Below are 26,991 nucleotides of genomic sequence, written 5' to 3' on the forward strand. Positions count from 1 at the left end.
TGACGGCGGGTTGTTTATTGCCAGTTGGAATAAAAGGACTTCATGAAACGTCTGCTGCTAACTGCGGTCATGTCCGCACTGATGATCGCTGAAGTTCACGCCGAGTCCTTCACCATCTCCGATATCCGCGTCAACGGCCTGCAGCGGGTTTCCGCCGGCAGCGTGTTTGGTGCGCTGCCGCTGAACGTCGGCGACCAGGCCGATGACCGCCGCCTGGTGGAATCGACCCGTTCCCTGTTCAAGACCGGCTTCTTCCAGGACATCCAGCTGAACCGCGATGGCAATGTCCTGATCATCAATGTGGTTGAGCGCCCGTCGGTGTCGAGCATCGAGATCGAAGGCAACAAGGCGATCAGCACCGAAGACCTGATGAAGGGGCTGAAGCAATCGGGCCTGGCCGAAGGCGAGATCTTCCAGCGAGCCACCCTCGAAGGCGTGCGTAACGAGCTGCAGCGCCAGTATGTGGCCCAGGGCCGCTACTCGGCCGAGGTCGACGCCGAGGTGGTGCCGCAGCCGCGCAACCGTGTGGCGCTGAAGATCAAGATCAACGAAGGCACCGTCGCCGCCATCCAGCACATCAACATCGTCGGCAACAACGTGTTCGACGACGAGACCCTGGCGCAGCTGTTCGAGCTGAAGACCACCAACTGGCTGTCGTTCTTCAAGAACGACGACAAGTACGCCCGCGAAAAACTGTCCGGTGACCTGGAGCGCCTGCGTTCCTACTACCTGGACCGCGGCTACATCAACATGGACATCGCTTCCACCCAGGTGTCCATCACGCCGGACAAGAAGCACGTCTACATTACCGTCAACATCAACGAAGGCGAGAAGTACACCGTTCGCGACGTGAAGCTGTCCGGTGACCTCAAAGTGCCGGAAGACCAGGTCAAGTCGTTGCTGCTGGTGCAGCCAGGCCAGGTGTTCTCGCGCAAGGTGATGACCACTACCTCCGAACTGATTACCCGCCGCCTGGGTAACGAAGGCTATACGTTCGCCAACGTCAACGGGGTGCCGAAGCCGAACGATGAAGACCATACCGTCGACATCATGTTCGTGGTCGACCCGGGCAAGCGTGCCTACGTCAACCGCATCAACTATCGTGGCAACACCAAGACCGAAGACGAAGTGCTGCGTCGCGAAATGCGTCAGATGGAAGGTGGCTGGGCCTCGACCTACCTGATTGACCAGTCCAAGACCCGTCTGGAGCGCCTGGGCTTCTTCAAGGAAGTCAACGTCGAGACCCCGCCGGTGCCAGGCACCGACGACCAGGTCGATGTCAACTACAGCGTCGAAGAGCAAGCCTCCGGCTCGATCACCGCCAGCGTCGGTTTCGCCCAGAGCGCCGGCCTGATCCTCGGTGGTTCGATCAGCCAGAGCAACTTCCTCGGTACCGGTAACAAGGTATCCATCGGCCTGACCCGTTCGGAATACCAGACCCGCTACAACTTCGGCTTCGTCGACCCCTACTTCACTGCCGATGGCGTGAGCCTGGGTTACAACGCCTTCTACCGCAGCACCGACTACGATGACCTCGACGTCGACGTGGCCAGCTATGCGGTGGACAGCTACGGTGCCGGTGTCAGCCTGGGCTACCCGATCAGCGAAACCTCGCGCCTGACCTATGGCCTGAGCGTGCAGCAGGACAAGATCAAGACCGGCAAGTACACCGTCGACGAGATCTTCGACTTCCTTGAAGAGGAGGGCGACAGCTTCCTGAACTTCAAGGCCTCGATCGGTTGGTCGGAATCGACCCTGAACAAAGGCGTGCTGGCAACCCGTGGTCACTCGCAGAGCCTCACCCTGGAATCCACCATTCCAGGTAGCGACCTGTCGTTCTTCAAGCTTGACTACCGTGGCCAGCTGTTCAAGCCGATTACCAACGAATACACCCTGCGCCTGCACACCGAGCTGGGCTATGGTGACGGTTACGGCAGCACTTCGGGCCTGCCGTTCTACGAGAACTACTTCGCCGGTGGTTTCAACTCTGTTCGTGGCTTCAAGGACAGCAGCCTGGGCCCGCGCAGTACGCCAAGCCGTGGCGAGGCCAACGGTGGCAAGCCTGGTACCATCGCCGACCCGGACCAGGATCCGTTGCCGTTCGGTGGTAACGTGCTGGTGCAAGGTGGTGTCGAGCTGCTGTTCCCGCTGCCGTTCGTCAAGGACCAGCGTTCGCTGCGCACCTCCGTGTTCTGGGACGTGGGTAACGTATTCGACACCAATTGCGGCAACAAGCCTGATTGCGAGAAGGTCGGTTTCTCAGGCATGGCCAGTTCGGTCGGCCTCGGCGTGACCTGGATCACTGCACTGGGCCCGTTGAGCTTCAGCCTGGCAATGCCGGTGAAGAAGCCGGACGATGCCGACACGCAGGTGTTCCAATTCTCTCTGGGCCAGACCTTCTGAGGTCGGCCCTCGCTTAACGACAACGGTTTATCCAGGAGTGCATCGTGCGTAAGTTGACTCAACTGGCCGTAGTGGCCGCGGCGCTGGTCGCCACCCCGGCTTTCGCCGAAATGAAGGTTGCCGTCCTGAACTATCAGATGGCCCTGCTGGAATCGGACGCCGCCAAGAAATACGCGGTGGATGCCGAGAAGAAGTTCGGCCCGCAACTGACCAAGCTGAAAAGCCTGGAAAGCAGCGCCAAGGGTATCCAGGACCGCCTGATCAAAGGCGGCGACAAGATGCAGCAGCAGGAGCGTGAGCGCCTGGAGCTCGAGTTCAAGCAGAAGGCTCGTGACTTCCAGTTCCAGTCCAAGGAGCTGAACGAAGCCAAGGCCGTTGCCGACCGCGACATGCTCAAGCAGCTGAAGCCCAAGCTGGATGGCGCAGTCGAGGAAGTGATCAAGAAGGGTGGTTATGACCTGGTCCTCGAGCGTGGTGCGGTCATCGATGTCAAACCTCAGTACGACATCACCCGCCAAGTCATCGAGCGCATGAACCAAGCCCGTTGATATGACCGTGACCATGACGCTAGGCCAGCTGGCCGAGGCTCTCGGCGCCACCCTCAAGGGCCCCGAGGCGCTGCAGATTACCGGGCTGGCCACCTTGCAGGAGGCAGGCCCCGGTCAGTTGAGCTTCCTCGCCAACCCGCAATACCGCAAATACCTGGACAACAGCCAGGCGGCCGCGGTGCTGCTCAAGGCGGCGGATGCCGAAGGCTTTGCCGGCAACGCACTGATCGTGGCCGATCCGTACCTGGCCTACGCACGTATTTCCCACCTGTTCGATCCCAAACCCAAGGCTGTGGCGGGTATTCATCCCAGCGCCGTGGTGGCTGAGGACGCACAGGTGGATGCCAGCGCCAGCATCGGGCCGTTTGCGGTCATCGAAAGCGGCGCGCGTATCGGCGCCAATGTCAGCGTGGGCGCGCACTGCGTGGTCGGTGCCCGTTGCGTGATCGGCGAGGGCGGATGGCTGGCGCCAAGGGTCACTCTGTACCATGACGTGACCATCGGTAAGCGTGTGGTCATTCAGTCGGGGGCGGTGATCGGCGGCGAAGGCTTCGGCTTTGCCAACGAGAAAGGTGTGTGGCGCAAGATCGCCCAGATTGGTGGCGTGACCATCGGTGATGATGTGGAAATCGGTGTCAACACCGCGGTTGACCGTGGTGCATTGTCGGATACGCGCATCGCTGACGGGGTCAAGCTCGACAACCAGATCCAGATCGCCCACAACGTTCAGATCGGTGAGCATACGGCCATGGCCGCCTGCGTCGGTATTTCCGGCAGTACGCGCATCGGCAAGCATTGCACCATCGCCGGCGGTGTCGGCATGGTGGGTCATATCGATGTCTGTGATAACGTTTTCGTGTCCGGAATGACCATGGTGACCCGTTCGATCACCGAACCGGGTGCCTATTCTTCCGGCACTGCCATGCAGCCATTGGCTGAATGGCGCAAGAGCGCCGCGCGTATCCGCCACCTGGACGACATGGCCAAGCGTCTCCAGCAGCTGGAAAAACGCGTCGATACCGTGACCTCAGGTGGCCAGCCGACATCAGAAGGCTGATACCATTCCCTGAGCAAGAGTGAACAGTCGCTAGCTGGCTCCTCTTTGGATTGCAAAAGGAGCGTGTGGTCAGCACCTGCGCTCCCTATTCTTATTACAGGCTTCCCCCCGAAATGATGGACATCAACGAGATTCGCGAATACCTGCCTCACCGTTACCCGTTCCTGCTGGTGGACCGTGTAACGGATCTGGACTTCGAGGCCCAGAGCATTCGTGCCTACAAGAATGTCAGCATCAACGAGCCATTCTTCAATGGACATTTTCCGGCGCACCCGATCATGCCCGGTGTTCTGATCATCGAAGCCATGGCCCAGGCAGCCGGTATCCTTGGTTTCAAGATGCTCGACGCCAAGCCGGCCGATGGCACCCTGTACTACTTCGTCGGTTCCGACAAACTGCGCTTCCGTCAGCCGGTGCTGCCGGGTGACCAGCTGGTGCTGGAAGCCAGGTTCCTCAGCCGCAAGAGCATGATCTGGAAGTTCGAGTGCCGTGCGCTGGTCGACGGCAAGCCGGTTTGTTCGGCCGAGATCACTTGCGCGGAACGCTCCCTATGAATTCGATTGATCCTCGGGCCATTATCGATCCATCGGCCAAACTGGCCGATGGCGTCGAGGTCGGCCCCTGGTCGATCGTAGGCCCCGATGTGGAAATCGGGGAGGGCACCGTTATCGGCCCGCATGTTGTGCTCAAAGGGCCGACCCGCATCGGCAAGCACAACCGTATCTTTCAGTTTTCCTCGATCGGCGAAGACACCCCGGACCTGAAGTACAAGGGTGAGCCGACGCGCCTGGTGATCGGTGACCATAACGTCATCCGCGAAGGGGTGACCATCCACCGCGGCACCGTCCAGGACCGCGCGGAAACCACCGTGGGCGACCACAACCTGATCATGGCCTATGCCCACATCGGCCACGATAGCGTCATCGGCAACCACTGCATCCTGGTCAACAACACAGCGCTGGCCGGGCATGTGCACGTGGGCGACTGGGCGATCCTGTCCGGCTATACCCTGGTGCACCAGTACTGCCACATCGGCGCTCATGCGTTTTCCGGCATGGGCACGGCGATCGGCAAGGACGTCCCGGCTTTTGTCACCGTGTTCGGCAGCCCGGCCGAGGCCCGCAGCATGAACTTCGAGGGTATGCGCCGGCGCGGTTTCAGCGACGAAGTCATCCATGTGCTGCGCCGTTGCTACAAGATCGTCTACCGCCAGGGCCTGACCGTCGAAGACGCGCTCAAGGAACTGGCCGAACTGGCTGTGCAGCACCCTGAGGTCGAGCTGTTCCGTCAGTCGATCGTGAATTCTGCCCGCGGCATCACCCGCTGACATGGCCCGGCTTTGCGTAGCGTTGGTCGCCGGTGAGGCCAGCGGTGACATCCTCGGTTCAGGTTTGATGCGTGCCCTCAAGGCACGCCACCCGGACGTGCGGTTCATCGGCGTCGGCGGCCCGCTGATGGAGGCCGAAGGGTTGCAGTCCTATTTCCCCATGGAGCGCCTGGCCGTCATGGGCCTGGTCGAAGTACTGGGGCGCCTGCGCGAGTTGCTCAAGCGCCGCAAGCTGCTGATCGAAACCCTTGTTGGCGAAAAGCCTGATGTGTTCATCGGCATCGATGCTCCCGATTTCACCCTGAATATCGAGCTGAAGCTGCGCCAGGCCGGCATCAAGACCGTGCACTACGTCAGCCCCTCGGTGTGGGCCTGGCGGCAGAAGCGTGTGCTGAAGATCCGCGAAGGCTGCGACCTGATGCTCACGCTGTTGCCGTTCGAGGCGCGCTTCTATGAGGAAAAGGGTGTGCCGGTGCGCTTCGTTGGCCACCCATTGGCTGACACCATTCCGCTCGTAGCCGACCGTCCGGCGGCGCGCGCCGAGCTTGGCCTGGGCGAGGGGCCGGTAGTGGCACTGATGCCGGGCAGCCGGGGCGGTGAAGTCGGGCGCCTGGGGGCGCTGTTTCTCGATGCCGCCGCACGGCTGTGCCAGCAGGTGCCGGGGGTGCGTTTCGTGCTGCCTTGTGCCAATGCCGCGCGACGCGCGCAGATCGAACAGATGCTCGAAGGGCGCCAGCTGCCGTTGACCCTCCTCGATGGTAAGTCGCACCAGGCCCTGGCGGCCTGCGACGCGGTGCTGATCGCCTCGGGTACCGCTACACTCGAAGCACTGTTGTACAAGCGGCCGATGGTGGTGGCCTACCGCCTGGCGCCGTTGACCTACTGGATCCTCAAGCGCCTGGTCAAAAGCCCTTACGTGTCGCTGCCAAACCTGCTCGCCCAGCGTGCGCTGGTGCCTGAACTGTTGCAGGACGATGCTACCAGCGAAGCGCTGGCCGATACCCTGGCGCCTCTGGTGGCCGACGGCAGCCAGCAGACCGGGCGTTTCGACGAAATTCACCGCACCCTGCGCCGTGACGCCTCGAATCAGGCCGCCGAGGCGGTGCTGGCGCTGTTGAAGGACCGCTGACATGCAGATTGGACTGGATTTCAACCTGGTCGAAGACCTCGTCGCTGGCGTCGACGAGGTGGGCCGTGGCCCGCTGTGCGGCGCGGTGGTGACGGCGGCGGTGATCCTCGACCCGGCGCGCCCGATCCTCGGCCTGAACGATTCGAAGAAACTCACCGAAGCCAGGCGTGAGGCGCTGTTCGATGAGATCTGCGAGAAGGCCCTGAGTTTTTGTATCGCCCGTGCCGAGGTCGAGGAAATAGACCGGTTGAACATCCTCCACGCCACCATGCTGGCCATGCAGCGTGCAGTCGAAGGGCTTCACGTTACGCCGAAACTGGCCCTCATCGATGGCAATCGCTGCCCGAAACTGGCGGTGCCTTCGGCGCCGGTCGTACAGGGTGATGCAAAGGTGCCAGCCATTGCTGCGGCTTCGATCCTGGCCAAGGTGACCCGAGACCGTGAGATGAGCGCATTCGAGCTGATCTATCCGGGCTATGGCATTGGTGGGCACAAGGGCTACCCGACACCGGTGCACCTCGAGGCCCTGGCGCGCTTGGGGCCTACGCCCATTCATCGGCGTTCCTTTGCCCCGGTGCGGGCTGCCTGGGATGCGCGCGAAGGCGTCATGGAATCCCTGATCTGACCTCGGGGCCTGCTTCGCGGATAAATCCTCTTCTGCAGTGGGCGCCGTACCTGTAGATACTCTGTTCGCGATCACCGGCATCGCCGGTGCGATCCGCCGCGTAGCCTGCTCCGCAGGTCTATCCGCGCCCACAGAAACAACGCCAGCGCTGGAGAACAGCGCGACGCGTGTGAGCGCCTTGTGTCGCGACAGGCTGCAACGCAACCCAAAACCTCGCCTCATTTACGCTACAATCCCGCCCTTGTCGTTCAGCACTGCTACAGGATCTTCCATGTCGGTTCCCTTCGTTCACCTGCGCGTCCACTCCGAATTCTCGCTGGTCGACGGCCTGGTGCGGATCAAGCCGCTGGCCAAGGCACTGGCCGGGATGAACATGCCGGCGGTGGCAATCACCGACCAGAGCAACATGTGCTCGCTGGTGAAGTTCTACAAGACCGCCATGGGTGCCGGCATCAAGCCGATCTGCGGTGCCGACCTGTGGCTGGCCGGCGCCGACCCGGAAGCACCGCTGTCGCGGATCTGCTTGCTGGCCATGAACCCGAAGGGCTACCGCAACCTCACCGAGCTGATCTCGCGTGGCTGGACCGACGGCCAGCGCAACGGCCTGGTGATTCTCCAGCGCGAATGGATCGCCCCGGCCAGCGAAGGCCTGATCGCCCTCTCTGCAGGCAAGGAGGGCGACATCGGCATGGCCTTGCTGGCCGGCAAGGACAATGAAGCCGCAGTCCTGCTGCAAGACTGGATGGGCATGTTCCCGGAGCGCTTCTACGTTGAAGTGCAGCGCACCAACCGCGCCCGCGACGAAGAGTACGTGCATGCTGCCGTAGCCCTGGCGGACAAGTTCGGTGCTCCGCTGGTAGCCACCAACGACGTGCGTTTCATCAAGCAGTCCGACTTCGACGCCCATGAAACGCGGGTGTGCATCGGTGAGGGCTGGACCCTCGACGACCCGCGCCGCCCAAGGATGTACAGCGACCAGCAGTACCTGAAGTCGGCTGAGGAAATGGCCGAGCTGTTCAGCGACCTGCCCGACGCCATCGCCAACACTGTCGAGATCGCCAAGCGCTGCAACATCCAGGTACAGCTGGGCAAGTACTTCCTGCCCGACTTCCCCACGCCCAATGGCATGGGTATCGATGACTACCTGCGTCACGTCTCCCACGAAGGCCTGGAAGAGCGCCTGGCGGTGCTGTGGCCGAAAGAGACCACGCCCAACTACGAAGAGAAGCGCCAGGTCTATCTGGACCGCCTGAAGTTCGAACTGGACATCATCATCCAGATGGGTTTTCCCGGTTACTTCCTGATCGTGATGGACTTCATCAAGTGGGCCAAGAACAACGGCGTCCCGGTGGGCCCGGGCCGGGGTTCGGGGGCCGGCTCGCTGGTGGCCTACGTGCTGAAGATCACCGACCTCGACCCGCTGGCCTACGACCTGCTGTTCGAACGTTTCCTCAACCCTGAACGTATTTCCATGCCGGACTTCGACGTCGACTTCTGCATGGACGGGCGTGACCGGGTAATCGACTACGTGGCCGAAACCTATGGCCGCAACGCGGTCAGCCAGATCATCACCTTCGGCACCATGGCCGCCAAGGCGGTGGTGCGTGACGTGGCGCGGGTGCAGGGCAAGTCGTACGGGTTGGCCGACCGCCTGTCGAAGATGATCCCGTTCGAAGTCGGCATGACCTTGGAAAAGGCCTACGAGCAGGAAGAAATCCTCCGCGACTTCCTCAAGGGTGACGAAGATGCCCGCGAGATCTGGGACATGGCCCTGAAGCTCGAAGGCGTGACGCGGGGCACCGGCAAGCATGCCGGTGGTGTGGTGATTGCCCCGACCAAGCTCACCGACTTTTCGCCGATCGCCTGTGATGAAGAGGGTGGCGGCCTGGTAACCCAGTTCGACAAGGACGATGTCGAAGCCGCGGGCCTGGTGAAGTTCGACTTCCTCGGCCTGCGTACCCTGACCATCATCAAATGGGCCATGGAGATCATCAACCGCGAGCAGGCAAAGAAGAACCTGCCCGAGGTCAACATCGACTTCATCCCGCTGGACGACCGCAAGACATACGAGCTGTTGCAGAAAGCCGAAACCACGGCGGTGTTCCAGCTTGAATCGCGTGGCATGAAGGAGCTGATCAAGAAGCTCAAGCCCGACTGCCTGGAAGACCTGATCGCCCTGGTGGCACTGTTCCGCCCCGGCCCGCTGCAGTCGGGCATGGTGGACGACTTCATCAACCGCAAGCACGGCCGCGCCGAGCTGGCCTACCCGCACCCGGACTACCAGTACGAAGGCCTGCAGCCGGTGCTGGCGCCAACCTACGGCATCATCCTGTACCAGGAACAGGTGATGCAGATCGCCCAGGTGATGGCTGGCTACACCCTTGGCGGCGCCGACATGCTGCGCCGGGCCATGGGCAAGAAAAAGCCCGAGGAAATGGCCAAGCAGCGCGGCGGCTTCATCGAAGGTTGCGCCAACAACAATATCGATGCGGACCTGGCCGGCAACATCTTCGACCTGGTGGAGAAGTTCGCCGGTTACGGCTTCAACAAATCCCACTCCGCCGCCTATGGCCTGGTGTCCTACCAGACGGCCTGGCTGAAGACCCATTACCCGGCGCCGTTCATGGCCGCGGTGCTGTCTGCGGACATGCACAACACCGACAAGGTGGTGGTGCTGGTAGAAGAAGTACGCAGCATGAAGCTGCGCCTTGACGCACCGGACGTGAACTTCTCCGACTTCAAGTTCACCGTCAACGATGACGGACGCATCGTCTATGGACTGGGCGCCATCAAGGGTGTGGGCGAGGGCCCGGTGGAGGCGATCGTCGAGGCACGTGCCCAGGGCGGCCCGTTCAAGGACCTGTTCGATTTCTGCGAGCGTATCGACCTCAAGCGGGTCAACAAGCGTACCCTCGACGCGCTGATCCGCAGTGGCGCGCTGGACCGTCTGGGCCCGCATTTCCATGACGAGATCAAGGCCTATCACGCCCATATCGACATCAACCGGGCCACCTTGCTGTCGGCGCTGGGCGAAGCCATCAAGGCCGCCGAGCAGGCCGCCCACACCGCGGACAGTGGCCACGTCGACCTGTTTGGCGGCATGTTCGACGCTGCCGATACCGACGTCTACGCCAACCACCGCAAGGTACGCGAGCTGACCCTCAAGGAACGCCTGAAAGGCGAGAAGGACACCCTTGGCCTGTACCTCACCGGCCACCCGATCGATGAGTACGAGGCCGAGATCCGCCGCTTCGCCCGCCAGCGCATCATCGACCTCAAGCCGTCGCGCGACACCCAGACCATCGCCGGCATGATCATCGCCTTGCGGGTGATGAAGAACAAGAAGGGCGACAAGATGGGCTTCGTTACTCTGGATGACCGCTCCGGGCGCATCGAGGCGTCGCTGTTTGCCGATGCCTTCATGGCGGCGCAGTCCTTGCTGCAGACCGATGCCATGGTGGTGGTCGAAGGCGAGGTCAGCAACGACGACTTCTCCGGCGGCCTGCGCCTGCGGGTGAAGCAGGTGATGACCATGGAAGATGCGCGTACCAAGCTGGCCGAGAGCCTGCGCCTGAAGGTGGCCCACGAAGCGCTCAAGGGCGACCGGCTGAAGTGGTTGGGCGAACTGATTACCCGTCACCGTGGTGCTTGCCCGATCACCCTGGAATATACCGGCAGCGACGCCAAGGCCATGCTGCAGTTCGGCGACCAGTGGGCGATCGACCCGGCCGATGGGCTGATCCAGGCACTGCGTGACCAGTTCGGACGTGAGAACGTCTTCCTGCAATATCGTTGAACCGACAAAAAATTTAATCTCGACCTGAATGCGCCTGATCCCTTAAGGTAGGGCGCCAAACGGATCAACCGGCCGGCCGCCTGGCCGTAGACCCAAGACGGATGACTATGAACCCGAATTTTCTCGATTTCGAACAGCCGATTGCCGACCTGCAAGCCAAGATCGAAGGCCTGCGTCTGGTGGGCAACGACAACTCGCTGAACATCAGCGATGAAATTGCCCGTCTGCAAGACAAGAGCAACACCCTGACCGAAAGCATCTTCGGCAACCTGACCAGCTGGCAGATCGCCCGCCTGGCCCGTCATCCACGTCGTCCTTACACCCTGGACTACCTGGAGCATATCTTCACCGAGTTCGAAGAGCTGCACGGCGACCGCCACTTCTCCGACGACGCCGCCATCGTCGGTGGTACCGCCCGCCTGGACGGCAAGCCGGTGATGGTCATCGGTCACCAGAAAGGCCGTGAAGTACGCGAGAAGGTGCGCCGCAACTTCGGCATGCCGCGCCCTGAAGGCTATCGCAAGGCCTGCCGCCTGATGGAAATGGCCGAGCGCTTCAAGATGCCGATCCTGACCTTCATCGACACCCCGGGCGCCTACCCGGGCATCGACGCCGAGGAGCGTAACCAGAGCGAGGCGATCGCCTGGAACCTGCGCGTGATGGCGCGCCTGAAAACGCCGATCATCGCCACCGTGATCGGTGAGGGTGGTTCCGGCGGCGCGCTGGCCATCGGCGTGTGCGACCAGCTGAACATGCTGCAGTACTCCACCTACTCGGTGATCTCGCCGGAAGGCTGTGCGTCAATCCTGTGGAAGACCGCCGACAAGGCCGCCGACGCGGCCGAGGCCATGGGCATCACGGCCGAGCGCCTGAAGAGCCTGAACATCGTCGACAAGGTCATCCAGGAGCCGCTGGGCGGCGCCCACCGTGACCCGGTCAAGATGTCGGAAAGCATCCGTGCCGACCTGGTACAGCAGCTGGACATGCTCGGCAAGCTCGACCACGACGCGCTGCTGGCCCGTCGTTACGAGCGCCTGATGAGCTACGGCGTCTGATTCTCTGATTAGACCCGGGGTCGCTTTGCGGCCCCTGTGGGAGCGGGTTCAGCGGCGAAGAAGGTGACGCGGTGCCTGGCACCAGCTGCGCCGCTGTTCGCGGGGTACACCGCTGCCACAGGGTTCTCGATCTTCCCGGCGATGTGAGGCCCAGATGATCAACCTCACCCCCTGGCTCAGCGCCCGCACCTGGTACATCGCCTTCTCCGGCGGCCTCGACTCCACTGTGCTCCTGCACCTGCTGGCCGAGCACGCCCGCAACCACGCCACCCCCGCGCTGCGCGCCATCCATATCCACCACGGCTTGCAGCCTGCCGCTGACGCCTGGCCTGCACACTGCCAATCCGTCTGCGACCAGCTCGGTATCGTACTCCAGGTCATCCACGTCCAAATCAGCCCCGGCGCCAGCCTCGAACAGGCCGCCCGCGCCGCCCGCTATGCCGCCTTCAGCCAGAGGCTGGGCCCGGGCGATGTCCTGTTCACCGGCCAGCACCGCGACGACCAGGCTGAAACCTTGCTGTTCCGCCTGCTGCGCGGTGCCGGCCTGCGTGGCCTGGCGGCGATGCCGGGGCAACGACGGCTAGGGCAGGGCAACCTGGCCAGGCCTTTGCTGGGGTGGTCCCGCCAACAGTTGCGCGACTACGCCGAGGTGCACCAACTGGCCTGGATCGAAGACCCCTCCAACGCGGATACCCGATTTGCCCGCAACTACCTGCGCGCCGAAGTATTCCCGCACCTGCAGCAGCGTTGGCCACAAGCCAGCCAGAACCTCGCCCGCGCTGCCGAGCACCTGGGTGAAGCCCTGAGTCTGCTGGACGAGCTTGCCCAGGGCGATCTGGCGCTTGCCGAGGAGGGTGCTCCGCTGGCCTGGCCCGGGCTCGATTCGCTCGACCTGGCCGCCCTGGTTGCGCTGTCGCCGGCCCGTCAGCGCAATGCCTTGCAGTACTGGCTGAGTCGGCGTACCCGCTTGCCCGACACCCGGCACTGGGCGGGGTGGGCTGACCTGCGCGATGCGGCCGCCGATGCCCAGCCGGTATGGCGGCTGGGCGATGGGCAGCTGCTGCGCAGCCACGGACGCATCTGGTGGCTGAGCGGCGACTGGCTGCAGCAGCCTGGTGCAGGGCCGACGTGGCCTGATCCCGGCAAGCCCTTGCGGCTGCCGGGTAACGGTAGTGTGCGGCTGGTCGGCGCAGTACCTGTAGGTGACCTGCGCATTGCCTACCGCCAGGGTGGCGAAGTGCTGGACATCCCCGGCCGTGGCCGACGCGAACTCAAGCGCCTGCTCAACGAGCTGCAAGTACCCCACTTCCTGCGCCCGCGCCTGCCATTGCTGTACCAGGGCGAGCGCCTGCTGGCGCTGGCCAACCTGCCCGGCCTGGTACAGGCGGATTGCCAGCTGGATTGGCAGTTGCCGACGAACGCGCAAGGTTTGAGCTGAAGGGTACATTCGGGTAGACTACCCTCCCTTCTTGATACAGCTTCTGTGGGTTCCGCGAAAACACAGGAGTTGCCGATTACCAAGCAGTTTTTTGCTGGGCTGATTCTGAAAATGACGAGCGAGCTCCATGCCGGGGATGCCCCTGGTCTGTACAGACGCGGCAGTTTTTCGAGATGCACTGTGATTGACGCAGGTGATCGGGGGCTTCGGCCTTCCTTCGCTTTCTCCGGCGGCGCTGGCCGCCTTAACGCAGACTTCTAGGGTTTTTCATGACGCGCTACATATTCGTCACGGGCGGTGTTGTTTCTTCATTGGGGAAAGGCATTGCCTCGGCTTCCCTGGCGGCCATCCTGGAAGCGCGGGGCCTGAAGGTCACCATGCTCAAGCTGGATCCGTACATCAACGTCGATCCGGGCACCATGAGCCCGTTCCAGCATGGTGAAGTGTTCGTCACCCACGATGGCGCCGAGACCGACCTCGACCTGGGCCACTACGAGCGGTTCATCCGCACCACCATGACCCAGAACAACAACTTCACCACCGGGCGTATCTACGAGCACGTGCTGCGCAAGGAGCGCCGTGGTGACTACCTGGGCGCGACCATCCAGGTCATCCCGCACATCACCGACGAAATCAAGCGTCGTATCATCAAGGGCGCCGGCGACGCCGACGTGGCCCTGGTGGAAATCGGCGGTACCGTGGGCGACATCGAATCGCAACCGTTCCTCGAGGCCATCCGCCAGCTGCGCGTCGAAGTGGGCTCCAAGCGCGCCATGCTGATGCACCTGACCCTGGTCCCGTACATCGCTACCGCTGGCGAGACCAAGACCAAGCCGACCCAGCACTCGGTCAAGGAGCTGCGCTCCATCGGCCTGCAGCCTGACGTGCTGATCTGCCGCTCCGACCACCCGGTCGATGCCTCGTCGCGTCGCAAGATCGCGCTGTTCACCAACGTTGAAGAGCGTGCGGTAATTTCGCTGGAAGACGTTGACACCATCTACAAGATCCCGGGCGTGCTGCATGCTCAGGGCCTGGACGATTTCGTCGTCGAGCGTTTCGGCCTGCAGTGCAACGGCGCCGACCTGTCCGAGTGGGACAAGGTGGTCGATGCCAAGCTCAACCCGGAGCACGAAGTGACCATTGCCATGGTCGGCAAGTACATGGAACTGCTGGATGCCTACAAGTCGCTGATCGAAGCGATGAGCCACGCTGGCATCACCAACCGCACCAAGGTCAACCTGCGCTACATCGACTCGGAAGACATCGAGAACCAGGGCACCAGCCTGCTCGAAGGCGCCGATGCCATCCTGGTGCCGGGCGGTTTCGGCCTGCGCGGCGTGGAAGGCAAGATTACTGCGGTGCAGTACGCCCGTGAGAACAAGGTGCCGTACCTGGGTATCTGCCTGGGCATGCAGGTGGCGGTGATCGAGTTCGCCCGTAACGTGATGGGCTGGAAAGACGCCAACTCCACCGAGTTCGACCGCAACAGCGGCCACCCGGTGGTCGGCCTGATCACCGAGTGGGCCGATGCCACGGGTGCCGTCGAGACCCGCAGCGAGGCCTCCGACCTGGGTGGCACCATGCGCCTGGGCGCACAGGACTGCCAGCTGATCGCCGGTTCCAAGGTGCACGACTGCTACGGCAAGGACGTGATCACCGAGCGTCACCGCCACCGCTACGAAGTGAACAACAACCTGCTGCCACAACTGGTCGACGCCGGCCTGGTGGTTTCCGGTCGCTCCGAAGACGGTGCGCTGGTGGAAGTGGTCGAGTCCAAGGACCACCCATGGTTCGTCGCCTGCCAGTTCCACCCGGAATTCACCTCGACCCCGCGTGACGGCCACCCGCTGTTCAGCGGTTTCGTCAAGGCAGCCCTGGCTCAGAAGAACAAGGCCTGATCAATGACCCAGAAGATCATCCGCGTCGGTAACATCGAGATCGCCAACGACAAGCCGTTCGTCCTGTTCGGCGGCATGAACGTCCTGGAGTCCCGTGACCTGGCAATGAAGGTCTGCGAAGAGTACGTGCGGGTCACCGAGAAGCTCGGTATTCCGTACGTGTTCAAGGCCAGTTTCGACAAGGCCAACCGCTCGTCGGTAACCTCCTACCGCGGCCCGGGCATGGAAGAAGGCTTGAAGATCTTCGAAGAGATCAAGCGCACCTTCAACGTGCCGGTCATCACCGACGTGCACGAGCCCTACCAGGCCGAGCCGGTGGCCAAGGTGTGCGACATCATCCAGCTGCCGGCCTTCCTGTCGCGGCAGACCGACCTGGTGGTGGCCATGGCCAGGACCGGCGCGGTGATCAACATCAAGAAGGCGCAGTTCCTCGCACCCCAGGAAATGAAACACATCCTGACCAAGTGCGAGGAAGCCGGTAACGACCAGCTGATCCTCTGCGAGCGTGGTTCGAGCTTCGGCTACAACAACCTGGTGGTGGACATGCTCGGCTTCGGCATCATGAAGCAGTTCGAGTACCCGGTGTTCTTCGACGTGACCCACGCCCTGCAGATGCCGGGTGGCCGCGCCGATTCCGCCGGTGGCCGCCGTGCGCAGGTCACCGACCTGGCCAAGGCCGGCATGAGCCAGGGCCTGGCCGGCCTGTTCCTCGAAGCCCACCCCGATCCGGACAACGCCAAGTGCGATGGCCCATGCGCCCTGCGCCTGGACAAACTGGAGCCATTCCTGGCCCAGCTCAAGCAACTGGATGACCTGGTGAAAAGTTTTCCGACGGTAGAAACCGCGTAAAGCTCGATTCTCGGGTAAAGTACCGTCCGATCCACCCCTGACCAGTCGGTCAGGGGTCCCCTTCACTGGGCCTGCCCACTGCACGTCCGCCTGGTGAACGGCAAGATTTCCCAAGCTAAGTTGTTTTCGTCAATTCTGGAGTGCTTACAACAATGGCAAAAATCGTCGACATCAAAGGTCGTGAAGTTCTCGATTCGCGTGGCAACCCCACCGTGGAAGCCGATGTACTGCTCGACAACGGCATCATCGGCAGCGCTTGCGCGCCGTCCGGTGCTTCCACTGGCTCGCGCGAAGCGCTGGAGCTGCGAGATGGCGACAAGAGCCGTTACCTGGGCAAGGGCGTGCTGAAGGCCGTCGCCAACATCAACGGCCCGATCCGTGACCTGCTGCTGGGCAAGGACCCTGCCGACCAGAAGGCCCTGGACCGTGCCATGATCGAGCTCGACGGTACCGAGAACAAGGCCAAGCTGGGCGCCAACGCCATCCTGGCCGTCTCCCTGGCTGCAGCCAAGGCCGCAGCCCAGGACCTGGACCTGCCGCTGTACGCGCACATCGCCAACCTGAACGGCACCCCGGGCCAGTACTCGATGCCGGTTCCGATGATGAACATCATCAACGGTGGCGAGCACGCCGACAACAACGTCGACATCCAGGAATTCATGGTGCAGCCGGTTGGCGCCAAGACCTTCTCCGACGGCCTGCGCATGGGTACCGAAATCTTCCACCACCTCAAAGCCGTGCTGAAGGCCCGTGGCCTGAACACCGCCGTGGGTGACGAAGGTGGTTTCGCCCCGAACCTGGCCTCCAACGAAGACGCCCTGGGCGCCATCGCCGAAGCGGTCGAGAAAGCCGGCTACAAGCTGGGCACCGACGTGACCCTGGCCCTGGACTGCGCGGCGTCGGAGTTCTACGAAGACGGCAAGTACAACCTGTCCGGCGAAGGCAAGTCGTTCGACGCCGAAGGCTTCGCCGAGTACCTCAAAGGCCTGACCGAGCGCTTCCCGATCATTTCGATCGAAGACGGCCTGGACGAGTCCGATTGGGCAGGCTGGAAGATCCTCACTGACAAGATCGGCGCCAAGGTGCAGCTGGTGGGCGACGACCTGTTCGTGACCAACACCAAGATCCTCAAGGAAGGCATCGAGAAGGGCATCGGTAACTCGATCCTGATCAAGTTCAACCAGATCGGCTCGCTGACCGAAACCCTGGAAGCCATCCAGATGGCCAAGGCTGCTGGCTACACCGCGGTGATTTCGCACCGTTCCGGTGAAACCGAAGACTCGACCATCGCCGACCTGGCGGTAGGTACCGCTGCTGGCCAGATCAAGACCGGCTCGCTGTGCCGTTCCGACCGCGTTTCCAAGTACAACCAGCTGCTGCGTATCGAAGAGCAACTGGGTGCCAAGGCGGTTTACCGTGGTCGTGCCGAGTTTCGCGGCTAAGCAAGAGATGGTAAAAAGACAGCAGCCGGAGTTGTAGGGGCTTTCATACCGAAATTCCTACGTTCCAACGGGTTTCTGTCGACGAAGCCTGGCCTCGGCCAGGCTTCGTGCTATTCGAGACCCCGAATCGAACATTCTGCGACGGTCTTTTTTAACCTGGATACCTAGATGCGCAGTCCTTATTGGTTGTTCCTTGTCCTGCTCCTGCTGCTGGGTGGTCTGCAATACCGCCTGTGGGTGGGTAATGGCAGCCTGGCGCAAGTGACCGAGCTGAAGCAGCAGATCGCCGAGCAGCATGCCGAGAACGAGCGCCTGCTTGAGCGAAACCGCGTGCTCGACGCCGAAGTGCTGGAGCTGAAAAAAGGCATGGAGACCGTTGAAGAACGGGCTCGCCACGAATTGGGAATGGTCAAAGAGGGCGAAACCCTCTTCCAGTTGCCACAGAAATGATCGATACGTTACCGGCCTTCTGGGCCGTGATTCCTGCTGCGGGCGTTGGTGCCCGCATGGCTGCCGACCGCCCCAAGCAATACCTGGAGCTGGCCGGGCAGACTCTTCTCGAGCATAGCCTCGACTGTTTTCTTGGCCACCCGGCGCTCAACGGCGTGGTGGTCAGTGTTGCCGAACACGATCCCTACTGGCCGACCTTGCGCTGCGCCAGAGACCCGCGCATCCGCCGCGCGGCGGGTGGCCGTGAGCGTGCCGACTCGGTACTCAACGCCTTGCTGATGCTGCATGCCGAAGGGGCAGCGGACAGCGACTGGGTGCTGGTGCACGATGCTGCGCGCCCGAACCTGGCGCGCAGCGACCTGGACAAGCTGCTGTCGGAACTGGCGGACGACCCGGTGGGGGGGCTGCTGGCGGTGCCGGCACGCGATACCCTCAAGCGGGCTGACGCCAGCGGGCGGGTCAGCGCCACGGTTGACCGCAGCACCATCTGGCAGGCCTACACGCCACAGATGTTCCGCCTGGGGGCGCTGCACCGGGCGCTGGCCGAGTGCCTGGTGTCGGATGTGCTGGTGACCGACGAGGCCTCGGCCATTGAATGGTCCGGCCAGGCGCCAAAGCTGGTGGAAGGGCGCAGTGACAACATCAAGGTGACCCGCCCGGAAGACCTCGAATGGTTGCGCCAGCGCTGGGCCGGGCGCCGCTGAATTTCGTACACCTGTACCGGCCCTTTCGCGGGTGAACCCGCGAAGAGGCCTGTGCAGCCAGTACAAGGTTTCAATTCAGGCGATACTCCGGCAACCCTGCCAAGCCTTCCTTCAGGTAATCCACCAACCGTCGTACCTTCGGCGACAGGTGCCGCTGTTGCGGATACAGCGCCCACACCGCCGTGTTCGGCGGCTGGTGCGCTTCCAGCAACGACACCAGGGCACCACTGTTGAGGTGCTCCAGCACGTAATAATCCGGCAGCTGACACAAGCCCATGCCCAGCAACGCCGCATCCAGCACTGCCTGCCCGCTGTTGCAGCGCCAGTTGCCCTGCACCCGCTGGCTGATCTCACGACCGTCCTGCTGCAGCGCCCACAGGTCCGAGCTGCCCACCAGGCAATTGTGCCGCGCCAGCTCCGACAGGCTGTGAGGCCGCCCATAACGTTCCAGATAGGCCGGCGAGGCGCATAGGTACATGCGCCTTGGCGCCAGGCGCGTGGCCACCAGCCGAGAGTCGGCCAGCCGGCCCAGGCGGATGGCCAGGTCCATGCCCTCATGCACCAGGTCGAGGGTGTGGTTGCTCAGTTCCACGTCCACCCGCAATTGCGGGTATTGGGCCATGAACCGCGTCACCAGCGGCACGATGAAGCGTTCGCCATAGGCCACCGCGCAGGTCATGCGCAACAGGCCCTTGGGCTCGCTGGCCAGGTCGCCCATGGCGCGCAAGGCTTCCTCGCGGCCATCCTGCAGGCGCTGGCAGTGCTGTAGAAAGGTCTGCCCGGCTTCGCTCAGGGTCACGCGCCGGGTGCTGCGGTACAGCAAGCGGGTCTGCAGGCGTTCTTCCAACCGGGCGATCTGCCGGCTGACATGCGACGAAGAAACCCCCAGGCGTTCGGCAGCCGCAGTGAACTGGCCGGTTTCTGCCACGGCGACGAATTCATCGATGCCTTCCCAGCGGCTGCTCATGGATTATCCCTGCATGGCAATAATGTTTTGTCTTCGGCCGGATTATTCCCCAAATGGCAGTGAATTACACTGCCAGACTGAATCGACCTTCTGTCTGGAGACCTTTGATGATCAAGTCCCGTGCTGCCGTAGCCTTCGAAGCCAAGAAACCGCTGGAAATCGTCGAGGTCGACGTAGCCATGCCCAAGGCCGGGGAAGTGCTGCTGCGCGTAGTCGCCAGCGGTGTCTGCCACACCGATGCCTATACCCTGTCCGGTGCTGACCCGGAGGGCATTTTCCCGTCGATCCTTGGTCACGAAGGCGGTGCGATCGTCGAGGCGGTAGGCGAAGGCGTCACGTCGGTCGCCGTCGGTGACCACGTCATCCCGCTGTACACCCCGGAATGCGGCAAGTGCAAATTCTGCCTCTCGGGCAAGACCAACCTGTGCCAGGCAATTCGCGCCACCCAGGGCAAGGGCCTGATGCCGGATGGCACCACGCGTTTTTCCTACAAGGGCCAGCAGCTGTTCCACTACATGGGCACCTCGACCTTCTCCGAATACACCGTGCTGCCGGAAATTTCCGTGGCCAAGATCCAGAAAGAAGCGCCACTGGAAAAGGTCTGCCTGCTGGGTTGCGGCGTTACCACCGGTATCGGCGCGGTGCTCAATACCGCCAAGGTCAAGGCGGGTGATACCGTGGCCATCTTCGGCCTGGGCGGCATCGGCCTGTCGGCAGTGATCGGCGCGGTGAAGGCCAAGGCCTCGCGTATCATCGCCATCGACATCAACCCGGCCAAGTTCGAGATTGCCCGCCAGCTGGGTGCCACCGACTGCATCAACCCGAAAGACTACGACCGCCCGATCCAGGAAGTGATTGTCGACCTCACCGACGGCGGCGTGGACTTCTCCTTCGAGTGCATCGGCAACGTGCAACTGATGCGTGCCGCGCTGGAATGCTGCCACAAGGGTTGGGGTGAGTCGGTCATCATCGGTGTGGCCGGTGCCGGCCAGGAAATCGCCACCCGTCCGTTCCAGCTGGTCACCGGACGCGTCTGGCGTGGTTCGGCGTTCGGCGGCGTGCGTGGCCGCAGCGAACTGCCAAGCTACGTGGAAATGTCCGAAAAGGGCGAGATCCCGCTGGACACTTTCATTACCCACACCATGGGCCTGGAAGACATCAACAAGGCCTTCGACCTGATGCATGAAGGCAAGAGCATCCGCAGCGTGATCCACTTCTGAGGTACGCCATGAGCCTGGATAACATCTCCTGCCAGAAGAGCTTCGGCGGCTGGCACAAGCGTTACCGGCATCACTCCAGGGTGCTGGGCTGTGACATGGTGTTCGCCGTGTACCTGCCACCGCAGGCCGAGCAGGGCGAGAAGCTGCCGGTGCTGTACTGGCTCAGCGGCCTCACCTGTACCGACGAGAACTTCATGCAGAAGGCCGGCGCCCAGCGCCTGGCCGCCGAGCTGGGGCTGATCATCGTCGCGCCGGATACCAGCCCGCGTGGCGAGCAGGTGCCGGGCGACCCTGACGGTGCCTGGGATTTCGGCCTGGGGGCGGGTTTCTACCTCAACGCCACCCAGCAACCCTGGGCGCAACACTACCGCATGCACGACTATGTGGTGGAAGAGTTGCCGGCCCTGATCGAGGCGCATTTCCCGGCATCCGCCGAGCGCAGCATCAGCGGCCATTCCATGGGCGGGCATGGTGCGCTGGTGTGTGCCTTGCGTAACCCTGGGCGGTACCGCTCGGTGTCGGCGTTCTCGCCAATCAGCAACCCGATGGATTGCCCTTGGGGTGAAAAGGCCTTCAGCCGCTACCTGGGCGAAGACCGTGCGCGCTGGCGCGAATGGGACGCCAGCGTGCTACTGGCCGAGGCGCCGGCGGGCGAGTGTCCGCCGCTGCTGGTCGACCAGGGGGACCGGGACGACTTTCTCGAGAAGCAGCTCAAGCCCGAAGCGCTGGAGCAGGCGGCACGCAAAGGCGGGCATGCGCTGACCCTGCGCCTGCAACCCGGTTATGACCATAGCTACTACTTCATCGCCAGCTTCATCGAGGAGCACCTGCGCCATCATGCGGTGGCGCTGGGGCGGGTGTAGCCTTGGCTGCGGCCGCGCCCACATGGCGGCCCCAATAGCGGCTAAAGCAGGTAGAATCACGCCCTGACTCATTCAGGGCGTTTTTCTATGCGTATTGGCCACGGCTACGATGTGCACCGTTTCTGCGACGGTGATTTCATTACCCTGGGCGGGGTGCGTATCCCCCATAAATACGGCCTCCTGGCTCACTCCGATGGCGACGTGCTGCTGCACGCCCTGAGCGACGCCTTGCTGGGCGCGGCGGCGCTGGGAGACATCGGCAAACATTTCCCTGACACCGACCCGCAGTTCAAGGGCGCCGATAGCCGCGTGCTGCTGCGCCACGTGGTCGGCATCGTCCTGGCCAAAGGCTGGAAGGTCGGCAATATCGACGCCACAATCGTCGCCCAGGCGCCAAAGATGGCCCCACACATCGAGACCATGCGCCAGCGCATCGCCGAAGACCTGCAGGTCGAACTCGACCAGGTCAACGTCAAGGCCACCACCACTGAAAAACTGGGCTTCACCGGTCGTGAGGAGGGTATCGCCGTGCATGCGGTTGCCCTGCTGCTGCCAGCATGACCGAAGTGGAACTGCTGGGCCCGCGCGCATCGGGCGAACCCTTGGGCACTGCTGTACTCAAGGCGGTGGCCGAAGACTTCCAGGTCGACGAAGTGCTGGACATTCCGTTGTCGGGGCAGGGCGAGCACTTGTGGTTGTGGGTCGAAAAGCGTGACCTCAACACTGAAGAGGCGGCCCGCCGCCTGGCGCGCGCTGCCGGCGTGCCGGTGCGCAGTATCAGCTACGCCGGGCTCAAGGACCGCCAGGCACTGACCCGCCAATGGTTCAGCCTGCACCTGCCGGGCAAGGCCGACCCGGACCTGTCGCGTGCCGAGGATGCCAGCCTGCGTGTACTCAGGCAGGTACGCCACCAGCGCAAGCTGCAGCGCGGTGCGCATTCGGCCAACGGCTTCACCCTGCGTCTGACCGCCTTGGCCGCCGACCACCAGGCGGTGAACGCGCGCCTTGAACAGCTCAAGCAGCACGGGGTGCCCAACTATTTCGGCAGCCAGCGCTTCGGCCACGCCGGCGGCAATGTCCATGACGCGCTCGACTGGGCCGCGCGCAATGCCCTGCCCGAACAGCGCAACGTACGTTCGCGGCTGCTGTCGGCCGGGCGCAGCTACCTGTTCAACCAGCTGTTGGCCGCCCGTGTCGCCGATGGCAGCTGGTCGCGGGCGCAAGTGGGCGACCTGCTGGCGTTCACCGACAGCCGCAGTTTCTTCCCGGCGGGGGAGGCCGAATGCGCCGACCCGCGCCTGGCGATCCTGGACCTGCACCCGACCGGCCCGCTGTGGGGCGCGGGCGATTCGCCAGCCGGCGCTGCCACCGGGCAGCTGGAAAACGCCATCGGCGCACGCCAGCCAGCTCTTTGCCAATGGTTGGCCCAGGCGGGCATGGATCACGAACGGCGTATTCTGCGGCTCCCTATTGGCGGCCTGACGTGGCATTATCCCGAGCCTGATATCCTGCAACTGGAATTCGTCCTTCCGGCCGGATGCTTCGCCACCGTGGTGGTGCGCGAAGTCGTGGATCTGGTGTCGGCAGGGCAGACGGACAGCCCATGCGTATTCTGATTTCGAACGACGACGGTGTTACCGCACCCGGCATCGCCGCGCTGCACGCTGCGCTGGCGGATTACGCCGAGTGCGTGGTGATCGCCCCGGATCAAGACAAGAGCGGCGCCAGCAGTTCGCTGACGCTGGACCGGCCACTGCACCCGCAGACCTTGGCCAATGGCTTCATCAGCCTCAACGGCACGCCGACCGACTGCGTGCACCTGGGGCTCAATGGGCTGTTGCCGCAGACGCCGGACATGGTCGTGTCGGGGATCAACCTCGGTGCCAACCTGGGCGATGACGTGCTCTACTCGGGCACGGTCGCCGCCGCGCTGGAAGGCCGTTTCCTCGGCGGGACATCGCTGGCGTTTTCGCTGTTGTCGCGCCAGCCGGACAACCTGCCGACGGCGGCCCATATCGCCCGCCGCCTGGTCGAGGCGCAGTCGCGCCTGAGCTTGCCGCCACGCACCGTGCTCAACGTCAATATTCCCAACCTGCCGCTGGAACACATCCGCGGTATCCAGCTCACCCGCCTCGGTCACCGGGCGCGGGCGGCAGCGCCGACCAAGGTGGTCAACCCGCGCGGCAAGGAAGGCTACTGGATCGCCGTGGCCGGGGATGCCGAGGACGGCGGGCCGGGCACCGATTTCCACGCCGTGATGCAAGGCTACGTGTCGATCACGCCGCTGCAGCTCGACCGCACCTTCAGTGATGCCTTCGAGCAGCTCGACGGTTGGCTGGAGGGCCTGCTCTGATGCGCGAGGACGATATGCTGCGGCGTGGCATCGGCATGACTTCCCAGCGTACCCGGGAGCGGCTGATCCAGCGCCTGTGCGAAGAGGGGGTGTCGAACAGCAAGGTGCTCGACGTGATCCGTCGTACCCCGCGCCACCTGTTCGTCGACGAGGCGCTGGCGCATCGTGCCTACGAAGACACCGCGCTGCCGATCGGCCACAACCAGACCATTTCCCAGCCGTTCATGGTTGCCCACATGAGCGAGCTGCTGCTTGAAGCCGGGCCGCTGGACAAGGTGCTGGAGATCGGCACCGGTTCGGGCTACCAGACGGCAATTCTGGCCCAGCTGGTCGAGCGGGTGTTCTCGGTGGAGCGCATCAAGGTCCTGCAGGACAGGGCCAAGGAGCGTCTGGTGGAGCTGAACCTGCGCAACGTGGTGTTTCGCTGGGGCGATGGTTGCGAAGGCTGGCCGGCGCTGGCGCCGTACAACGGCATCATTGTCACTGCCGTGGCGCCGGAAGTGCCGCAGGCGCTGCTCGACCAGCTGGCGCCCGGCGGCCGCATGGTGATCCCGGTGGGGCCGGCTGGCGAAACGCAGCAGCTGATGCTGATCGTGCGTGAAGAACATGGGTTCTCCCGCCGTGTGCTCGGGGCTGTGCGCTTCGTGCCGTTGCTCAACGGTCCACTGGCCTGAGCGCTGCGGGCGCGCACCAGCGGTATTTTTGCGCGAGTGGCGAATTCCTGTTGCTTCGCCCTGTCTATCTGGCGGGGTGAAGCGCTGGCGCACAGATCGCCATGGCTTGCAGCAGTCATTGAACCTGCCTGCGAGGAATGGCCGGCTTGGTTATAATTGCAACATTATTGCATTTCTTGTCTTCATATCGTTTTCGGCACCATGAGGGGAGCGCGGGTGGGTCACACAGTCATTCGGCAGCGCAAGGACGGGTCGGGTTTCACGCTTCTGGTGATTGCACTGGCCATGAGTACGCTACTGGTGGGTTGCTCGAGCACCAGCAGCAACAGCGCGCGGGTGGTCGACCGCAACAATACCGTGCCCAAGCGCCCGGCGGTGACTTCCGGGCAGTACATCGTCAAGCCTGGCGATACACTGTTCTCCATCGCCTTCCGTTATGGTTGGGACTACAAGGAACTGGCCGCGCGTAACGGCATCGCGGCGCCTTATACCATCCGCCCGGGGCAGGCTATTCGTTTCAGCAGTGGTTCGGCCGGCAGCACCACGGTGGTGTCCAGCCCCTCATCGTCGAGCAAGACCACGGTTATCCGCCGGCCTGCGGGCAGTGCGGCTACACCACCTGCCAGCCCTGGCAAACCGGCCGCGCCGGCATCTTCAAGCAGCGCCCCGGTGGTCGCTACCGTACCCGCCGCGGAGCGTGCGGTGGGTGGCTGGACCTGGCCAGCCAATGGCGTGCTGATTGGAAAATTCGCTTCAAACGGTAGTTTGAATAAAGGCATTGATATCGCCGGTGATTTGGGACAGCCTGTTTTTGCTGCGTCTGATGGTACAGTGGTCTACGCCGGGAGTGGGCTGCGGGGCTACGGCGAGCTGATCATCATCAAGCACAGCGACACCTACGTCAGTGCCTACGGTCATAACCGCAGGCTGTTGGTTCGGGAGGGGCAGCAGGTCAAGGCAGGGCAGTCGATTGCTGAAATGGGGTCCACGGGCACAGATCGGGTGAAGCTGCATTTCGAGATTCGCCGCCAGGGCAAACCCGTCGATCCGCTCCAGTTCCTGCCACGTCGTTGACTGTTGTACCTGGCCTGTTCCGCTGATGTAGAGGGGACAGGCTCCAGCGCTGCCAGGGAGACAGGTGCCGCTCGAGTCTGAGTTCGAACTCAGCAAAGGACTATAACAATGGCTCTCAGTAAAGAAGTGCCGGAGTTTGACATCGACGATGACGTCCTCCTGATGGAGACGGGCATCGTTTTGGAAACGGATGTGGTGTCAGACGAACCTGCTGTATCTTCGGTTCGGACGAGGGCCAAATCGGGCTCTTCGCTCAAGCAACACAAGTACATCGATTACAGCCGTGCGCTCGATGCCACCCAGCTGTATCTCAACGAGATCGGATTCTCGCCTCTGCTTTCGCCGGAAGAAGAAGTGCACTTTGCGCGCCTGTCGCAAAAGGGCGACCCTGCCGGCCGCAAGCGCATGATCGAAAGCAACCTGCGCCTGGTTGTAAAAATCGCCCGTCGTTACGTGAACCGCGGCCTGTCGCTGCTCGACCTGATCGAGGAGGGCAACCTGGGGCTGATCCGTGCCGTCGAGAAGTTCGACCCGGAGCGTGGTTTCCGGTTCTCGACCTACGCGACCTGGTGGATTCGTCAGACCATCGAGCGGGCGATCATGAACCAGACCCGCACCATTCGCCTGCCGATCCACGTGGTCAAGGAACTGAACGTTTACCTGCGGGCGGCGCGGGAACTGACGCAGAAACTCGACCACGAGCCATCGCCAGAGGAAATCGCCACGTTGCTGGAAAAACCGGTTGGCGAGGTCAAGCGCATGCTGGGCCTGAACGAGCGGGTATCTTCCGTGGATGTGTCGCTGGGCCCGGACTCGGACAAGACCCTGCTCGATACCCTGACCGACGATCGGCCGACCGACCCATGCGAACTGTTGCAGGACGACGACCTGTCGCAGAGCATCGATCAGTGGCTGGGCGAGCTGACCGACAAGCAGCGGGAAGTGGTGGTGCGTCGCTTCGGCTTGCGCGGGCATGAAAGCAGCACGCTCGAAGATGTCGGCCTGGAAATCGGTCTGACTCGTGAGCGGGTGCGGCAGATCCAGGTAGAAGGCCTCAAGCGCCTGCGTGAGATCCTCGAGAAGAACGGGCTGTCCAGCGAGTCGCTGTTCCAGTAGCGA

The 26,991-nt window shown here is 63.0% G+C and carries 24 protein-coding genes; 23 read left to right on the forward strand and 1 reads right to left on the reverse strand.

The annotated features are described in order from the left end of the window. Positions 1-42: 42 nt before the first annotated feature. The 15 genes from bamA (at position 43) to ispD (ending at position 18,721) form a co-directional block, all read left to right on the forward strand. The gene (gene bamA / locus B4L76_RS15195; RefSeq protein ID WP_296233609.1) at positions 43-2,403 is read left to right on the forward strand and encodes an outer membrane protein assembly factor BamA; all 2,361 of its coding nucleotides are present in this window, start codon (positions 43-45) and stop codon (positions 2,401-2,403) included. A gap of 44 nt (positions 2,404-2,447) precedes the next feature. Beyond that, positions 2,448-2,951: an OmpH family outer membrane protein gene (locus tag B4L76_RS15200; RefSeq protein ID WP_015269197.1), complete on the forward strand. Its 504-nt coding sequence runs from the start codon at positions 2,448-2,450 to the stop codon at positions 2,949-2,951. A gap of 1 nt (position 2,952) precedes the next feature. Further along, positions 2,953-4,008, forward strand: a complete 1,056-nt coding sequence (gene lpxD, locus B4L76_RS15205) for a UDP-3-O-(3-hydroxymyristoyl)glucosamine N-acyltransferase (protein ID WP_289134597.1) — start codon at positions 2,953-2,955, stop codon at positions 4,006-4,008. Positions 4,009-4,121: 113 nt separating this feature from the next. Then, complete coding sequence (fabZ, locus tag B4L76_RS15210) at positions 4,122-4,562, forward strand: 3-hydroxyacyl-ACP dehydratase FabZ (protein ID WP_051097422.1); 441 nt, start codon at positions 4,122-4,124, stop codon at positions 4,560-4,562. After that, positions 4,559-5,335: an acyl-ACP--UDP-N-acetylglucosamine O-acyltransferase gene (gene lpxA / locus B4L76_RS15215; RefSeq protein ID WP_296233615.1), complete on the forward strand. Its 777-nt coding sequence runs from the start codon at positions 4,559-4,561 to the stop codon at positions 5,333-5,335. Before fabZ ends, lpxA begins: the two co-directional genes overlap by 4 nt. A gap of 1 nt (position 5,336) precedes the next feature. Beyond that, positions 5,337-6,464: a lipid-A-disaccharide synthase gene (lpxB, locus tag B4L76_RS15220; RefSeq protein WP_296233617.1), complete on the forward strand. Its 1,128-nt coding sequence runs from the start codon at positions 5,337-5,339 to the stop codon at positions 6,462-6,464. Position 6,465: 1 nt separating this feature from the next. Continuing rightward, positions 6,466-7,089 carry a ribonuclease HII gene (rnhB, locus tag B4L76_RS15225; RefSeq protein ID WP_296233619.1) on the forward strand — a complete coding sequence of 208 codons (624 nt, stop codon included), beginning with the start codon at positions 6,466-6,468 and terminating at the stop codon, positions 7,087-7,089. A gap of 271 nt (positions 7,090-7,360) precedes the next feature. Then, positions 7,361-10,885: a DNA polymerase III subunit alpha gene (gene dnaE / locus B4L76_RS15230; RefSeq protein ID WP_296233621.1), complete on the forward strand. Its 3,525-nt coding sequence runs from the start codon at positions 7,361-7,363 to the stop codon at positions 10,883-10,885. Positions 10,886-10,992: 107 nt separating this feature from the next. Next, the gene (gene accA / locus B4L76_RS15235; protein WP_289134586.1) at positions 10,993-11,940 is read left to right on the forward strand and encodes an acetyl-CoA carboxylase carboxyl transferase subunit alpha; all 948 of its coding nucleotides are present in this window, start codon (positions 10,993-10,995) and stop codon (positions 11,938-11,940) included. A 154-nt stretch (positions 11,941-12,094) separates the two neighbouring features. Continuing rightward, positions 12,095-13,378, forward strand: a complete 1,284-nt coding sequence (gene tilS / locus B4L76_RS15240) for a tRNA lysidine(34) synthetase TilS (protein ID WP_296233623.1) — start codon at positions 12,095-12,097, stop codon at positions 13,376-13,378. Between the two features lie 269 nt (positions 13,379-13,647). After that, positions 13,648-15,276 carry a CTP synthase gene (locus B4L76_RS15245; RefSeq protein ID WP_225776626.1) on the forward strand — a complete coding sequence of 543 codons (1,629 nt, stop codon included), beginning with the start codon at positions 13,648-13,650 and terminating at the stop codon, positions 15,274-15,276. 3 nt (positions 15,277-15,279) lie between these two features. Next, the gene (gene kdsA, locus B4L76_RS15250) at positions 15,280-16,125 is read left to right on the forward strand and encodes a 3-deoxy-8-phosphooctulonate synthase (RefSeq protein WP_170028661.1); all 846 of its coding nucleotides are present in this window, start codon (positions 15,280-15,282) and stop codon (positions 16,123-16,125) included. 152 nt (positions 16,126-16,277) lie between these two features. Next, entirely contained in the window at positions 16,278-17,567 is a 1,290-nt protein-coding gene (eno, locus tag B4L76_RS15255; RefSeq protein WP_170028662.1) for a phosphopyruvate hydratase, read from the forward strand. 168 nt (positions 17,568-17,735) lie between these two features. Continuing rightward, positions 17,736-18,017 carry a cell division protein FtsB gene (ftsB, locus tag B4L76_RS15260; protein ID WP_004375443.1) on the forward strand — a complete coding sequence of 94 codons (282 nt, stop codon included), beginning with the start codon at positions 17,736-17,738 and terminating at the stop codon, positions 18,015-18,017. Further along, positions 18,014-18,721, forward strand: coding sequence for a 2-C-methyl-D-erythritol 4-phosphate cytidylyltransferase (ispD, locus tag B4L76_RS15265; RefSeq protein WP_296233629.1), 708 nt, complete (start codon positions 18,014-18,016; stop codon positions 18,719-18,721). Before ftsB ends, ispD begins: the two co-directional genes overlap by 4 nt. 70 nt (positions 18,722-18,791) lie before the next feature. On the opposite strand, the gene B4L76_RS15270 is transcribed toward ispD, so the two are convergent. Next, complete coding sequence (locus tag B4L76_RS15270) at positions 18,792-19,688, reverse strand: LysR substrate-binding domain-containing protein (protein WP_296233631.1); 897 nt, start codon at positions 19,686-19,688, stop codon at positions 18,792-18,794. 107 nt (positions 19,689-19,795) lie between these two features. On the opposite strand from B4L76_RS15270, the gene B4L76_RS15275 reads away from it, so the two are divergent. The 8 genes from B4L76_RS15275 to rpoS all read left to right on the forward strand — a co-directional run bounded on the left by B4L76_RS15275 (position 19,796) and on the right by rpoS (position 26,988). After that, positions 19,796-20,908 (forward strand): S-(hydroxymethyl)glutathione dehydrogenase/class III alcohol dehydrogenase, encoded by a 1,113-nt coding sequence (locus B4L76_RS15275; protein ID WP_013971270.1) that lies wholly within the window; start codon positions 19,796-19,798, stop codon positions 20,906-20,908. Between the two features lie 8 nt (positions 20,909-20,916). Next, on the forward strand, positions 20,917-21,771 hold the full coding sequence (gene fghA, locus B4L76_RS15280; RefSeq protein ID WP_296233634.1) for an S-formylglutathione hydrolase: 855 nt from the start codon (positions 20,917-20,919) through the stop codon (positions 21,769-21,771). Between the two features lie 87 nt (positions 21,772-21,858). Then, a complete protein-coding gene (gene ispF, locus B4L76_RS15285) occupies positions 21,859-22,332 on the forward strand; it encodes a 2-C-methyl-D-erythritol 2,4-cyclodiphosphate synthase (RefSeq protein ID WP_186679178.1) in 474 nt (157 codons plus the stop codon). Continuing rightward, entirely contained in the window at positions 22,329-23,387 is a 1,059-nt protein-coding gene (gene truD, locus B4L76_RS15290) for a tRNA pseudouridine(13) synthase TruD (protein WP_296233636.1), read from the forward strand. The genes ispF and truD overlap by 4 nt, the downstream gene beginning before the upstream one ends. Next, positions 23,375-24,124 (forward strand): 5'/3'-nucleotidase SurE, encoded by a 750-nt coding sequence (surE, locus tag B4L76_RS15295; RefSeq protein WP_296233638.1) that lies wholly within the window; start codon positions 23,375-23,377, stop codon positions 24,122-24,124. Before truD ends, surE begins: the two co-directional genes overlap by 13 nt. A gap of 35 nt (positions 24,125-24,159) precedes the next feature. Beyond that, positions 24,160-24,798: a protein-L-isoaspartate(D-aspartate) O-methyltransferase gene (locus tag B4L76_RS15300; protein ID WP_170034070.1), complete on the forward strand. Its 639-nt coding sequence runs from the start codon at positions 24,160-24,162 to the stop codon at positions 24,796-24,798. Positions 24,799-25,014: 216 nt separating this feature from the next. Next, a complete protein-coding gene (locus tag B4L76_RS15305) occupies positions 25,015-25,872 on the forward strand; it encodes a peptidoglycan DD-metalloendopeptidase family protein (protein WP_296233782.1) in 858 nt (285 codons plus the stop codon). Positions 25,873-25,980: 108 nt separating this feature from the next. After that, entirely contained in the window at positions 25,981-26,988 is a 1,008-nt protein-coding gene (rpoS, locus tag B4L76_RS15310) for an RNA polymerase sigma factor RpoS (protein WP_170028669.1), read from the forward strand. Positions 26,989-26,991 lie beyond the last annotated feature (3 nt).

Origin of the sequence: Pseudomonas sp. UBA4617, from assembly GCF_002386445.1 — a bacterium.
In the GTDB taxonomy this organism is placed as follows: domain Bacteria; phylum Pseudomonadota; class Gammaproteobacteria; order Pseudomonadales; family Pseudomonadaceae; genus Aquipseudomonas.

What these genes read in the sequence shown, in the direction of transcription:
- rpoS (WP_170028669.1), top strand. Translation starts at nt 25,981, where the DNA reads ATGGCTCTCAGTAAAGAAGTGCCGGAGTTTGACATCGACGATGACGTC.
- rnhB (WP_296233619.1), top strand. Translation starts at nt 6,466, where the DNA reads ATGCAGATTGGACTGGATTTCAACCTGGTCGAAGACCTCGTCGCTGGC.
- ispD (WP_296233629.1), top strand. Translation starts at nt 18,014, where the DNA reads ATGATCGATACGTTACCGGCCTTCTGGGCCGTGATTCCTGCTGCGGGC.
- dnaE (WP_296233621.1), top strand. Translation starts at nt 7,361, where the DNA reads ATGTCGGTTCCCTTCGTTCACCTGCGCGTCCACTCCGAATTCTCGCTG.
- lpxB (WP_296233617.1), top strand. Translation starts at nt 5,337, where the DNA reads ATGGCCCGGCTTTGCGTAGCGTTGGTCGCCGGTGAGGCCAGCGGTGAC.
- surE (WP_296233638.1), top strand. Translation starts at nt 23,375, where the DNA reads ATGCGTATTCTGATTTCGAACGACGACGGTGTTACCGCACCCGGCATC.
- tilS (WP_296233623.1), top strand. Translation starts at nt 12,095, where the DNA reads ATGATCAACCTCACCCCCTGGCTCAGCGCCCGCACCTGGTACATCGCC.
- fabZ (WP_051097422.1), top strand. Translation starts at nt 4,122, where the DNA reads ATGATGGACATCAACGAGATTCGCGAATACCTGCCTCACCGTTACCCG.
- truD (WP_296233636.1), top strand. Translation starts at nt 22,329, where the DNA reads ATGACCGAAGTGGAACTGCTGGGCCCGCGCGCATCGGGCGAACCCTTG.
- fghA (WP_296233634.1), top strand. Translation starts at nt 20,917, where the DNA reads ATGAGCCTGGATAACATCTCCTGCCAGAAGAGCTTCGGCGGCTGGCAC.
- kdsA (WP_170028661.1), top strand. Translation starts at nt 15,280, where the DNA reads ATGACCCAGAAGATCATCCGCGTCGGTAACATCGAGATCGCCAACGAC.
- B4L76_RS15270 (WP_296233631.1), bottom strand. Translation starts at nt 19,688, where the DNA reads ATGAGCAGCCGCTGGGAAGGCATCGATGAATTCGTCGCCGTGGCAGAA.
- ispF (WP_186679178.1), top strand. Translation starts at nt 21,859, where the DNA reads ATGCGTATTGGCCACGGCTACGATGTGCACCGTTTCTGCGACGGTGAT.
- eno (WP_170028662.1), top strand. Translation starts at nt 16,278, where the DNA reads ATGGCAAAAATCGTCGACATCAAAGGTCGTGAAGTTCTCGATTCGCGT.
- bamA (WP_296233609.1), top strand. Translation starts at nt 43, where the DNA reads ATGAAACGTCTGCTGCTAACTGCGGTCATGTCCGCACTGATGATCGCT.
- B4L76_RS15300 (WP_170034070.1), top strand. Translation starts at nt 24,160, where the DNA reads ATGACTTCCCAGCGTACCCGGGAGCGGCTGATCCAGCGCCTGTGCGAA.
- lpxA (WP_296233615.1), top strand. Translation starts at nt 4,559, where the DNA reads ATGAATTCGATTGATCCTCGGGCCATTATCGATCCATCGGCCAAACTG.
- B4L76_RS15245 (WP_225776626.1), top strand. Translation starts at nt 13,648, where the DNA reads ATGACGCGCTACATATTCGTCACGGGCGGTGTTGTTTCTTCATTGGGG.
- B4L76_RS15275 (WP_013971270.1), top strand. Translation starts at nt 19,796, where the DNA reads ATGATCAAGTCCCGTGCTGCCGTAGCCTTCGAAGCCAAGAAACCGCTG.
- ftsB (WP_004375443.1), top strand. Translation starts at nt 17,736, where the DNA reads ATGCGCAGTCCTTATTGGTTGTTCCTTGTCCTGCTCCTGCTGCTGGGT.
- accA (WP_289134586.1), top strand. Translation starts at nt 10,993, where the DNA reads ATGAACCCGAATTTTCTCGATTTCGAACAGCCGATTGCCGACCTGCAA.
- lpxD (WP_289134597.1), top strand. Translation starts at nt 2,953, where the DNA reads ATGACCGTGACCATGACGCTAGGCCAGCTGGCCGAGGCTCTCGGCGCC.